The organism is Exiguobacterium sp. s128 (assembly GCF_018618815.1).
GTDB lineage: Bacteria > Bacillota > Bacilli > Exiguobacteriales > Exiguobacteriaceae > Exiguobacterium_A > Exiguobacterium_A antarcticum.
This window is the reverse complement of sequence record NZ_JACSMT010000017.1, coordinates 44,091-54,490: the sequence shown is the minus strand read 5'-3', so window position 1 is coordinate 54,490 and position 10,400 is coordinate 44,091. Positions and strand designations below refer to the sequence as shown.

At 47.5% G+C, this 10,400-nt stretch carries 16 protein-coding genes and 1 rRNA gene; 1 reads left to right on the top strand and 16 read right to left on the bottom strand.

Annotated elements, in window-relative coordinates; translation table 11 throughout:
- The 4 genes from KNQ13_RS08540 to KNQ13_RS08525 all read right to left on the bottom strand — a co-directional run.
- Positions 1-61 (bottom strand): 16S ribosomal RNA (locus KNQ13_RS08540); the annotation flags it as partial.
- A 341-nt stretch (positions 62-402) separates the two neighbouring features.
- The gene (locus KNQ13_RS08535; protein WP_014969175.1) at positions 403-1,008 is read right to left on the bottom strand and encodes a KinB-signaling pathway activation protein; all 606 of its coding nucleotides are present in this window, start codon (positions 1,006-1,008) and stop codon (positions 403-405) included.
- A 2-nt stretch (positions 1,009-1,010) separates the two neighbouring features.
- Positions 1,011-2,042 carry a P-loop NTPase gene (locus tag KNQ13_RS08530; protein ID WP_014969174.1) on the bottom strand — a complete coding sequence of 344 codons (1,032 nt, stop codon included), beginning with the start codon at positions 2,040-2,042 and terminating at the stop codon, positions 1,011-1,013.
- Positions 2,043-2,224: 182 nt separating this feature from the next.
- The gene (locus KNQ13_RS08525) at positions 2,225-2,857 is read right to left on the bottom strand and encodes a M15 family metallopeptidase (protein ID WP_026830528.1); all 633 of its coding nucleotides are present in this window, start codon (positions 2,855-2,857) and stop codon (positions 2,225-2,227) included.
- Positions 2,858-2,957: 100 nt separating this feature from the next.
- Between KNQ13_RS08525 and KNQ13_RS08520 the strand changes: the two genes are divergently transcribed.
- The gene (locus KNQ13_RS08520; RefSeq protein ID WP_026830527.1) at positions 2,958-3,248 is read left to right on the top strand and encodes a hypothetical protein; all 291 of its coding nucleotides are present in this window, start codon (positions 2,958-2,960) and stop codon (positions 3,246-3,248) included.
- A gap of 92 nt (positions 3,249-3,340) precedes the next feature.
- On the opposite strand, the gene rpsI is transcribed toward KNQ13_RS08520, so the two are convergent.
- The 12 genes from rpsI to infA form a co-directional block, all read right to left on the bottom strand.
- Entirely contained in the window at positions 3,341-3,733 is a 393-nt protein-coding gene (gene rpsI / locus KNQ13_RS08515) for a 30S ribosomal protein S9 (protein WP_014969171.1), read from the bottom strand.
- Between the two features lie 24 nt (positions 3,734-3,757).
- Positions 3,758-4,195, bottom strand: coding sequence for a 50S ribosomal protein L13 (gene rplM / locus KNQ13_RS08510; RefSeq protein WP_012369041.1), 438 nt, complete (start codon positions 4,193-4,195; stop codon positions 3,758-3,760).
- Between the two features lie 155 nt (positions 4,196-4,350).
- Positions 4,351-5,100: a tRNA pseudouridine(38-40) synthase TruA gene (gene truA / locus KNQ13_RS08505; RefSeq protein WP_014969170.1), complete on the bottom strand. Its 750-nt coding sequence runs from the start codon at positions 5,098-5,100 to the stop codon at positions 4,351-4,353.
- Entirely contained in the window at positions 5,100-5,891 is a 792-nt protein-coding gene (locus KNQ13_RS08500) for an energy-coupling factor transporter transmembrane component T family protein (protein WP_014969169.1), read from the bottom strand. The genes truA and KNQ13_RS08500 overlap by 1 nt, the downstream gene beginning before the upstream one ends.
- The gene (locus tag KNQ13_RS08495) at positions 5,888-6,745 is read right to left on the bottom strand and encodes an energy-coupling factor transporter ATPase (RefSeq protein WP_014969168.1); all 858 of its coding nucleotides are present in this window, start codon (positions 6,743-6,745) and stop codon (positions 5,888-5,890) included. Before KNQ13_RS08495 ends, KNQ13_RS08500 begins: the two co-directional genes overlap by 4 nt.
- Positions 6,733-7,563 carry an energy-coupling factor ABC transporter ATP-binding protein gene (locus tag KNQ13_RS08490; RefSeq protein WP_014969167.1) on the bottom strand — a complete coding sequence of 277 codons (831 nt, stop codon included), beginning with the start codon at positions 7,561-7,563 and terminating at the stop codon, positions 6,733-6,735. The genes KNQ13_RS08495 and KNQ13_RS08490 overlap by 13 nt, the downstream gene beginning before the upstream one ends.
- 95 nt (positions 7,564-7,658) lie before the next feature.
- Positions 7,659-8,030 carry a 50S ribosomal protein L17 gene (rplQ, locus tag KNQ13_RS08485; protein ID WP_012369036.1) on the bottom strand — a complete coding sequence of 124 codons (372 nt, stop codon included), beginning with the start codon at positions 8,028-8,030 and terminating at the stop codon, positions 7,659-7,661.
- 33 nt (positions 8,031-8,063) lie between these two features.
- A complete protein-coding gene (locus KNQ13_RS08480) occupies positions 8,064-9,008 on the bottom strand; it encodes a DNA-directed RNA polymerase subunit alpha (protein ID WP_014969166.1) in 945 nt (314 codons plus the stop codon).
- 137 nt (positions 9,009-9,145) lie between these two features.
- Positions 9,146-9,541, bottom strand: coding sequence for a 30S ribosomal protein S11 (gene rpsK, locus KNQ13_RS08475; RefSeq protein WP_012369034.1), 396 nt, complete (start codon positions 9,539-9,541; stop codon positions 9,146-9,148).
- Between the two features lie 16 nt (positions 9,542-9,557).
- Positions 9,558-9,923 carry a 30S ribosomal protein S13 gene (rpsM, locus tag KNQ13_RS08470; protein WP_012369033.1) on the bottom strand — a complete coding sequence of 122 codons (366 nt, stop codon included), beginning with the start codon at positions 9,921-9,923 and terminating at the stop codon, positions 9,558-9,560.
- 20 nt (positions 9,924-9,943) lie between these two features.
- On the bottom strand, positions 9,944-10,057 hold the full coding sequence (gene rpmJ / locus KNQ13_RS08465) for a 50S ribosomal protein L36 (protein WP_003156543.1): 114 nt from the start codon (positions 10,055-10,057) through the stop codon (positions 9,944-9,946).
- Positions 10,058-10,090: 33 nt separating this feature from the next.
- On the bottom strand, positions 10,091-10,309 hold the full coding sequence (gene infA / locus KNQ13_RS08460) for a translation initiation factor IF-1 (protein WP_012369032.1): 219 nt from the start codon (positions 10,307-10,309) through the stop codon (positions 10,091-10,093).
- Positions 10,310-10,400: the final 91 nt, after the last annotated feature.

Here is a 10,400-nt window from a genome sequence, read left to right as displayed (position 1 = left end):
CTTGCATGTATTAGGCACGCCGCCAGCGTTCGTCCTGAGCCAGGATCAAACTCTCCATAAAGTGTTTGACTTGCTCGTTGTTGTGACCGGAGTCACGTTGACGAAGCTTGCGCTTCATTCATTGTTTGTATCCGAAGATACGTTTTTTGCCTCATCGTTCAGTTTTCAAAGTCCGATATGTCGTTTGACGAATTTTAAATCTTACAGTAAAGTATTAACTGGTGTCAATGACTTTTTTATAAGTTATTTTTCGTTTTTAACGTGTCTGTGTGGCGTGTGCCTCAGCGACATGTATTAATATATCAACTCTGCTTTTTCCCGTCAACTGTTTTTCTAAAAAAATATTAAAAAAAGAGAGTCACCGTTCTAACAGATGATTTTGTTAGAACGGTGACTCTTCGTTTATGCTCTTTTTCCAGAAGGTGCCTTGGCTACAGCCGGTTTTTCCTGCAAGCGGTGCAACATCAAAATTTGATACGCATTACAAACGAGTAACGTGGCAAGTGCCGCCCATAACATCCGCTTGTCTTGCGTCGCCTGAAGTGCCGGAACCCATTCAATCAATGTAATGACCGTCATCAAAAATAACGTCGGCACGAATGCCGTGAAGTTCGTCTCTCGTGCTTTTGTTCGAGCGACAAAAAACGCAATGATTAATAACACGACCATTTCCCCGATGTATAGATTCGTCTTTTCGAATCCGAATGCCAATCCCCGTAAATAGATCCCGTCGAATAAGGCAAATGCAATCAAGACGATTTGGACCCGATCCCAGAGCTTAGCCCCTCGGAAGATATCCAGTCCGACCCGGTGAAGGATCAGGTATGAAAAGAATCCCATCAAGCTGATTGCAGTCCATGTACTACTGTAAGCCAGTGCTGTGACATATCCGCTAATCGATTGATTCCGGACATATCCTGGTTCAGCGACAAGGTTAAACACGAAGCCGGCGAGCGTCCCGATCAGGAGCGTCATCCAAAACAGCTTCAAAAATCCTCTAGTCTTCATTTTTATCCCTCTACTTTTTCGATGACACGCGTTGCGAGTTCATTATAGTGTGTTTCAAATGGATGACCGTCACGATAGATCGACGGTGCGAAGTCCGTCTCATTCGCATACGGCTGACCAAGTGGAATCTTAGCTAGAATATCTGTTTTTAACGCTTCTGACAACTTCTCTCCGCCACCTGAACCAAAGACATACTCTTTTTCACCTGTCGTCTTGCTTTCGAAATACGCCATGTTCTCGATGATACCGAGCAGGCGGTGGTTCGTTTTGATTGCCATCGCCCCGGCGCGTGCTGCAACGAATGCTGCGGTCGCGTGTGGTGTCGTGACAATCAGTTCCTGACAGCTCGGCAACATCGAATGGATATCGAGCGCCACGTCGCCTGTGCCTGGAGGTAAATCAAGCAATAAATAATCCAGTTCGCCCCACTCGACGTCTGAGAAGAAATTATTTAACATCTTCCCAAGCATCGGACCACGCCAGATGACAGGTGCGTTGTCTTCGACGAAGAAGCCCATCGAAATGACTTTGACCCCAAAACGTTCAGGCGGCACGATCCGGTCATTGACGACAGTCGGACGTGTTTCGATTCCCATCATATCCGGAACGCTGAATCCGTAGATATCCGCGTCGATCAAGCCGACCTTCTTCCCTGCACGTGCCAAGGCAACCGCTAAGTTGACGGATACCGTCGATTTTCCGACGCCCCCTTTACCGGAAGCAATCGCGATGAACGTCGTCCCTGAGTCTGGTTTGAGGATCGATGGTGTTGTCGCGGCTTGGATGCCGTGATCACCGAGTGCCTCAAAACGTAAACCAACTGTCTTGAATCCTTTTTCTTTTAACTCTTTGACGATCTGTTGCTGTAACGTCAACTGTTCACCGGTTCCTGCTTGTGCTAGCGCAATCTTGAGACTGACATAGTCTCCCTTGATGCGGACATCCCGAATCCCGTTCGTATCTGTAAGCGAGCGGTCAATCGTCGGATCGACGAGCTTACCAACCACCTCGCGAATTTCTTGTTCATTCAACATAGTGCCTTCCCCCTGAGAACGTTCGATTTAATCCATTTCAGTATAACAAAAATAAGATAGCGCTTGCACATTTCGACTCGGAAAGGATGACATTTCCTTGTCGACTTGGAAGAACCTACGTTGACGATGCCTAAAAAAAGAGATCGTCCTCTTCGCTACCGCAAAAAGAAGATCCCTTGTCTTTAAAACATACGATTCCACGTTGCGGGGCCGACGACCCCGTCGACTGCTAATCCTTGACGCGTTTGATAGGCACGGACCTTTTCAACCGTCTCGGCGTCAAATCGTTTTGTGACCGTCGCTTTGACAGCGCGTTGAATCCGCTCGATGTCCCGACTGTTCATGTTGACCGCCCCTCTATAAAGGGGTTGACCCGGATACGGAACTAAGGCATCCGTCGTTGATTTGTTTAATTCAAAGTGTGGATAATCCTTAAATCCGTCCCAATCCCCGCCCCAGGAGAAACCTTGTCGTTTCATCGCTAGGACGATTTGTTGAAAGTTAGCATCGGTATTAAAGATCGCCTCTGCCCCGTCCATCGAATACTGAAACAGATCAACAGCAATGCCCCGGTTATGATTCGATTGTCCGCCGCGGGCATTCGTGACGATTGCACCCGGAGCCGTGCGTCCTTGCGCATAGAGCTTCTCCTGCTCGGCATAGGAACGGAATCCTTGGGCGACGCCGACATAAATGCCTTTGACATGGAGCTCCCGGATGACTTGACGTGTCTTTCGGGCGACTTCCGGCGAGAGTCCCGGAACATTTAGTTTCCGATTGGCTCGTTCAAGCAACCAACTGACTGATACTGTCATCTTTCACCACACTCCTTTCTCATCTGTTCCCGAAAACGGAATCCGGTATACTTGACGGTGGACTTGTTCTCACAATTCATTCGGAAAAAGGAGTTTTTTGATGAAAAAGATTTTAGCCGTTGCGGGTGTCTTGACCGTTCTCTTACATATGGGTTATGCGATCTACTTTTATGCGGTCCATGAAGCGAACGCGACTTATCAGCCCGCTCTCCCTGAGAACAGCACCGTGTTAAGTCAGGATACATCATTTGTCGGTCAGGTCGGTTCACAAACGGAGTACGATCCTATTTCTTTTTTAAAGGATCTTTTCCTGTGGAGCATTCCGCTGACATTCATTGGTTTGATGGCACTTTTATTCCTCATCCGAACCATCCGACGTCGTACATCCTGAACAATAGACCGTTTTTTGACCATTTCCGGTCAAGAAGCGGTCTTTTTCAAACAAAAAAACCTCCCACCCGTAAGGATGAGAGGTAAAAACGATTAACGTTTTGAGAACTGAGGTGCACGACGTGCTGCTTTAAGACCGTATTTTTTACGTTCTTTCATACGAGCATCGCGTGTGAGGAAACCTTTAGCTTTAAGTGTGCCACGGAAGTCTGGATCCGCTTGAAGAAGAGCACGTGAGATACCGTGACGGATTGCGCCTGCTTGACCAGTGAAGCCGCCGCCTTTGACCGTTACCATGATATCGTATTTGCCTTCTGTTTCTGTGAGTACAAGTGGTTCTTTTGCAGTCATGATTAAAGTTTCATAACCGAAGTATTCGCTGATATCGCGCCCGTTAACTGTGACTTTACCGTCTCCAGCAACGAGGAAAACGCGAGCTGCCGCGCTTTTACGGCGACCAGTGCCGTAGTAACGTACATCTGCCATCGTGTAGTTCCTCCTAAATTCGTATTAACCGCGAAGTTCGTAAACTTCTGGTTGTTGTGCTTCTTGCTTATGAGTATCTCCAGCGTAAACGTGGAGTTTGTTGAACATTTGACGACCGAGGCTACCTTTTGGAAGCATCCCTTTGATCGCGAGTTCAAGCATACGCTCAGGTTTGTTAGCGAGTAAGTCGCGTGCGACAGTCTGCTTCAAGCCGCCTGGATGACCAGAGTGACGGTAGTAGACCTTTTTGTCGAGTTTGTTACCAGTTAATACGATTTTCTCAACGTTGATGAGGATAACGTGATCCCCACAGTCAACGTGTGGTGTGAACGTAGGTTTGTGCTTACCGCGGAGAAGTGAAGCCACTTCGCTCGAAAGACGACCGAGTGTTTTGCCTTCTGCGTCGATAAGGAGCCATTTGCGTTCTACATCAGTAGCTTTCGCCATGAAAGTTGTGCGCATGTAAAATACCTCCTAAGGAATTTAAAAATTTCTTTTTTGATTTTTCATTTATTCACTGTTTGAATCTATCAGAATCTTAGGTGTACGGGGCTAAGATTGTGGTTTCATAATAAATGAAATGCCAATAAACATTGTATGTTTTTTAGCGGCTAATGTCAAATGCCTTTTTTAGACTCTGGGTAGAAAACTTCCCAAAGGTATAACCCGTGCGGTGGTGCCGTCACACCAGCGACGTTTCGATCCTTCGCTTCGAGCATTCGTTTGATGTCTTCCGGAGCAAAACGCCCGCGTCCGACATCAAGCAACGTGCCGACCATGATCCGAATCTGATTGTAGAGAAAACCACTTCCGTGAAAACGGAAAATCAGTTCGTCTCCTTGCTCGATCAGTTCCGCCTCATAAATCGTCCGAACACGATTGTCCGTCTCTGTCTTCGCGACACAGAACGAACTAAAGTCATGAGTCCCGACTAAATACGCTAATCCCAGACGAATTTGCGCCACGTCGAGTGAATACGGAATCAAGACCGATTGATGACGCCGAAACGCATCTTCCGTCTGACGCACGAAGTACCGATATTCTTTCCCTACTACATCATACCTTGCTTCGAAGTCAGAAGCGACCTCTTTACAATCACGAATTCGAATATCGTCCGGTAATAACGTATTTAATGCCTTCACCATGCTGGCTGGAGCAATCGATAACTCCGTATTAAAATGAATGACCTGTCCCTGAGCGTGTACACGGGCGTCTGTACGTCCGGAGCCGATGATCTTGACCGGATGCTTGTGCATCCGCTCCAGCGTCTTCTCGATCACTTCCTGGATCGTCAGACCGTTCGGTTGGACTTGATACCCGGAATAGTCCGTCCCATCATACTGAATCGTACATTTAAAACGTCGCATCAAAACCCTCCTCGTAAATAAACTAAAAGGAGTCCGAGTGCGACAAGGAGAATCATCAGACCCGTATCTCGCCCTGTCCACTTCGACTCGCGGAGCCGTGTTCGGCCTTCACCACCACGGTACCCCCGCGCTTCCATCGCTGTCGCGAGATCCTCGGCCCGTTTAAAGGCCGAGATGAACAGGGGAATCAGCAGAGGAATGATGGCCCGCAACCGTTCCTTGATGGGTCCTGCCGATAGATCGACGCCACGTGCCTGTTGCGCCTTCATGATCTTCTCCGTCTCTTCTGCCAGGGTCGGCAGGAAACGGAGCGAAATCGACAGCATCAAGGCAATTTCATGCGTCGGGACACGGACGACCTTAAACGGTTTGAGTAACAACTCAATCGCATCCGTCAGTTCAATCGGTGACGTCGTCAGCGTGACGAGTGTCGTGATCGAGACCAGATAAAAGAATCGGAGCGAGACGATGATCGCAAGACGTAACCCTTCTTCGTAGATCTTGAACCAGCCGAATTCGAGCAGTACCGCCCCTTCCCGGGTAAACAGCAGCTGAATGATAAACGTAAAGACGATTAAAAATAAAATCGGCCGTAGTCCTTTTAAGACATAACGGATCGGTAATTTACTGCTCGCGAGCGCCAAAAATGTAAACACGAGTAAAAAAAGATTGGTTGCTGCATTGTTGGCCAAAAAGACGAGCGGAATGAAACAAAACGCAAAAATGATTTTAGCGACAGCAGACGAACGGTGTAAATACGATGTTCCCGGTATATGTTGGCCAACGATCATCGTCTTCCCTCCCGTACATGCAAAATCCACTCAATCAATTCGGCTTCTGTCTGAAGGGTCGGCCGGTTGATGTTCAACTGATCCGCCATTTGCCAAGCGAATGCTAAGACATGGGGTAAGTCGAGATGGAATTGACGCAATAACGTTTCTTGACGGAATAGACCCATTGGTTCTCCATCATACGCCACTTGCCCATCTTCCATGACAACGACCCGGTTCGTATATTCGAGCACTTGGTCCATATCGTGTGTGATTAACAGTAACGTCATCCCGGATTGTGCATGAAGCTCAGCGAACAGACGAAGCATCTGCTTACGTCCTTGCGGATCGAGTCCTGCCGTCGGTTCATCGACGATCAACACGTCTGGTTGACTAGCGAGTACGCCCGCAATCGCAACACGCCTCATTTGCCCACCAGACAGGTCAAACGGTGAACGTGACCAGAACACTTCATCCAGCCCGACGGTACGTAGTGCGTCCTTCGCCAAACGTTCAGCTTCTGACGGTTCGTGTCCGAAGTTCATCGGACCAAACATGACATCCTTCAAGACGGTTTCTTCAAACAGTTGATATTCCGGATACTGGAAGACAAGCCCAACCCGTTTCCGTAACGCTTTTAAATCTTGTTTACGTTTTGGTTCAATGATGATGTCATCGACCTGTACTTTTCCAGCAGTCGGTTTTAACAATCCGTTGATATGTTGAACAAGTGTCGATTTCCCGGAACCGGTATGTCCCACAAACGCAACAAGCGCCCCTGACGGAATCTCAAGATTCACATCACGCAGCGCGACTCGTTCAAACGGACTATTGAGTTGGTACGTATAATTCAATTCCTGGATTAAGATTGGCATAAGCGGTTCACCAAGTCTCTTTCATCTAGTATCGTGTCCTCATAAGTAAGACCACGTGCCGAAAGTTGCTCCTGCACCCGGACGACAAATGGAACATCCAGTCCAATCTGCTCAAGAAACGCGGATTGTGCAAACACCTCTTGCGGTGTTCCTTCTAATACGATTTGACCCGCATCCATGACAATCACACGACTTGCCCGTAAGACTTCGTCGAGTTCATGCGTAATGGCAACGACGGCCATCGGATGTTGTTCATATAATTCTTGAACGGTCGACATAACCTCAGTTCGTGCAATCGGATCAAGCATCGATGTTGCTTCATCGAGCACGAGAACATCAGGGCGCATCGCAAGCGCCGAGGCGATTGCGACACGCTGCTTCTGTCCGCCGGATAGTTGATGGGGTTCCCGATCAACAAAATCCGTAAGGCCAACGCGCGCTAGACTGTCGTCGATACGACGAACCATTTCCTCGCGTGGCACACCCCAATTTTCGAGGGCAAATGCCACGTCGTCGCGCACGGTCGTGCCAACGAATTGATTATCCGGATTTTGAAAGACGATACCGATTGCGCGGCGCATCTCCCACAGTTGCTCCGGCACTGCACTCGAGAACATCTCGTTGACAGTGACCGTTCCTTGTTCAGGAAGCAACAATCCGTTAAACAGCTTCGTCAGCGTTGATTTTCCAGAGCCGTTGTGTCCAACGATGGCGACCCATTCCTGCGAACGGATCGTCAGAGAGACATCTTGCAACGCTGGTTGTTCTTGTTCCGGGTAACGATAGGTCACCTGTTCCAACTCAATCAGCTTTGCCATGTCTGCTCCTCCTTCATCAAATCAAAATAATTTCATTTGTAACAAAAGGGCAGAAGCGAGTTACGCACTGCCCTTTTATCCGAATCATTTAAAAATTAAACGAGTTCGATGATGACCATTTCTGCGCCGTCACCACGACGTGGTCCCATTTTCATGATACGTGTGTAACCACCTTGACGCTCAGCAAAACGTGGAGCAACATCAGCAAACAATTTTTGGATTGCATCTTGTGTTTTACCAGCTTCGTTTTGACCAGCAGCTTCGCGACGAACGAACGATGCAACTTGACGACGAGCGTGGAGATCACCGCGTTTACCTAAAGTGATGAGTTTCTCAACGACTGGACGAAGTTCCTTCGCTTTTTGTTCTGTAGTTTGGATACGCTCATTGATGATGAGATCAGTCGCAAGGTCACGCAAAAGTGCCTTACGTTGTGAGCTTGTACGGCCTAATTTCGAGTATGCCATGGATGGATTCCCTCCTTCGTGCAATTAATAGTTTTAGTCTTCTTTACGTAGGCCCAGTCCGAGTTCATCGAGTTTCGCTTGAACTTCTTCGAGTGATTTACGTCCGAGGTTACGAACTTTCATCATCTCGTCTTCGCTCTTGTTCGCGAGTTCTTGAACCGTATTGATGCCGGCACGTTTCAAACAGTTGTACGAACGAACTGAAAGATCGAGTTCTTCGATCGTCATTTCAAGTACTTTTTCTTTTTGATCTTCTTCCTTTTCGACCATGATTTCGGCATGGAGCGCTTCGTCCGTAAGACCAACAAAGATGTTTAAGTGTTCTGTCATGATTTTTGCACCGAGTGACACTGCTTCTTCAGGGCGGAGTGAACCGTCCGTCCAAACATCAAGTGTCAATTTATCGAAGCTCGCATCTTGACCGACACGTGTTTTTTCAACTTGATAGTTTACACGTTGAATTGGCGTGTAAATGGAATCAATTGGGATGACGCCGATTGGCATATCGTCCCGTTTGTTATCTTCAGCCTGAACGTAACCACGACCACGACGAGCGGTCAGACGCATATGAAGTGATGCACCTTCTGCAAGTGTTGCAATGTGGAGTTCTGGGTTGAGGATTTCGACGTCGCTGTCATGCGTAATGTTCGCAGCCGTGACAACGCCAGCGCCTTGGATATCGATCTCAAGTGTTTTCTCTTCTTCCGAGTAAACTTTGAGGGCGAGTTTCTTAAGATTCAAGATGATTTGGGTAACGTCTTCTACAACGCCATCAATTGTCGAGAACTCATGAAGAACGCCATCGATTTGGACTGCAGTGACTGCAGCACCCGGAAGTGAAGATAATAGGATACGACGCAAAGAGTTACCAAGCGTTGTACCGAATCCACGCTCAAGCGGTTCTACCACGAATTTACCAAACGTAGCGTTGTCGCTTAATTCGATCGTTTCAATCTTCGGTTTTTCGATTTCGATCATCTGAACCCCTCCTTGAATATCGTCATGTTGGCCATCGCGTTCAATCGCCAACCGTCTTGTGTACGTGTCTACTGCCATGCTTGGTCAAACGATCAACGAAAGTCTACTCGAATTTCCGCTTTGCAGTACAAGACGGGTTACACGCGACGACGTTTTGGAGGGCGGCAACCGTTGTGTGGAACTGGAGTTACGTCACGGATCGCTGTTACTTCAAGACCGATTGCTTGGAGCGCACGGATTGCAGCTTCACGACCTGCACCAGGACCTTTAACGTTAACTTCTACAGTACGCATACCGTTATCCATCGCTGTTTTCGCAGCAGTTTCAGAAGCGAGTTGCGCAGCAAATGGAGTTGATTTACGTGAGCCTTTGAAGCCCATGTTTCCTGCAGTTGCCCAAGAGATTGCATTCCCTTGCATGTCAGTGATCGTAACGATTGTGTTGTTGAATGTTGAACGGATATGAACGATACCAGACTCAATATTCTTTTTGACTTTACGTTTACTACGAACATTCTGTTTACGTTTTGCCATCTTAGTTTACCCTCCCTTACTTCTTCTTGTTCGCTACTGTACGGCGTGGGCCTTTACGAGTACGCGAGTTGTTTTTAGTGTTTTGACCACGAACTGGAAGACCACGACGGTGACGAACACCACGGTAGCAACCGATTTCGATCAAACGTTTGATGTTGAGTGAGATTTCACGACGAAGGTCACCCTCAACTTTTACTTTATCTAATCCATCACGGAGTTGGTTGAGTTGTTCTTCAGTCAATTCACGAGTACGAGTATCTTCAGAGATACCAGCTTCTTTCAAGACTTTCTGAGCAGTCGTTTTACCAACACCATAGATGTAAGTGAGTGAGATAACGATGCGTTTCTCACGTGGAATATCTACACCAGCAATACGTGCCATGTGTGCACCTCCTTGTTTAATTACCCTTGTTTTTGTTTATGCTTAGGGTTTTCGCAAATAACCATTACTTTGCCTTTACGGCGGATAACTTTACACTTTTCACAGATCGGTTTAACCGAAGGTCTTACTTTCATTGTGAATACCTCCTCCTGAAAAAATCGGAGTTTTTATTTGAAACGGTATGTGATCCGTCCGCGAGTCAAGTCGTATGGTGACAACTCAACTGTTACTTTATCTCCTGGCAGGATCCGAATGAAGTGCATCCGAATTTTCCCTGAGACGTGCGCGAGGACCGTGTGGCCGTTTTCTAACTCCACCTTAAACATCGCGTTTGGAAGCGGTTCGATAACCGTACCTTCCACTTCGATTACATCTTGTTTCGCCATCAATTATACCCCTTTCTCTATAAAGTTGATTGGGAGCCCAGACGATTTGTAGCGCTTAGGGGCTTTCTACAGTAGCCGTGAGAGAATCATC